The 584-nt window shown below is 67.6% G+C and carries 1 protein-coding gene; it reads right to left on the minus strand.

Annotated elements, in window-relative coordinates; genetic code table 11:
* Positions 1–584, minus strand: a 584-nt coding sequence (locus tag SO139_RS46370; RefSeq protein ID WP_498542176.1) for a transposase, incomplete at both ends; no start/stop codon positions are given.

The raw sequence follows: 584 nt of genomic DNA on the forward strand, positions 1-584 counted from the left end.
CTCCCTCCCAGTGACCCGGCACCGCGCGATCGGCCGCTTCGGCGGGGCGTTGACTGATCATGATCTCCGGCGAGACAAAGCTCTTGCCTCGCCTGCGTACGCGCGCCCTGGGGACCCGCAACACGCGCCCCGTTCGCAAGCAGGCCGACAGTTCGCGGCGTAGCGCTCCCCGCCCCTGAACGAAGAGGGCTTGATAGATGGCTTCGTGGCTGATGCGCATCGTCTTGTCGTCCGGGAAGTCGATCGGCAAGCGTCGGGCAATCTGCTCTGGGCTCCAAGCCCTGGCCCATCGCCGATCCTTGCGCGGGCCATGCCGGCGGCCCTTCCACGGAACGGCGGGACCAGGAACGGCAGCGCCACTCGGGGTCGTGACGACGCCGGCCAGTCGCTGCTCCACATAAGTGCGCAAGGTTGTGTTGAGCGCAAGCTTGCTCGGTTTGGGTCGACGGGCCGATCGCTCGGCGTGCCATTGGGCTGTCGACGCACGATACTCCAGGCCGCCGCTGCGCGTCGCGGCATTGCGTCGTAGCTCACGGGAGATGGTCGAGACGGATCGGCTAAGTCGGCGTCCGATCTCGCGGCTC

Source organism: Bradyrhizobium sp. UFLA05-89, from assembly GCF_059803475.1.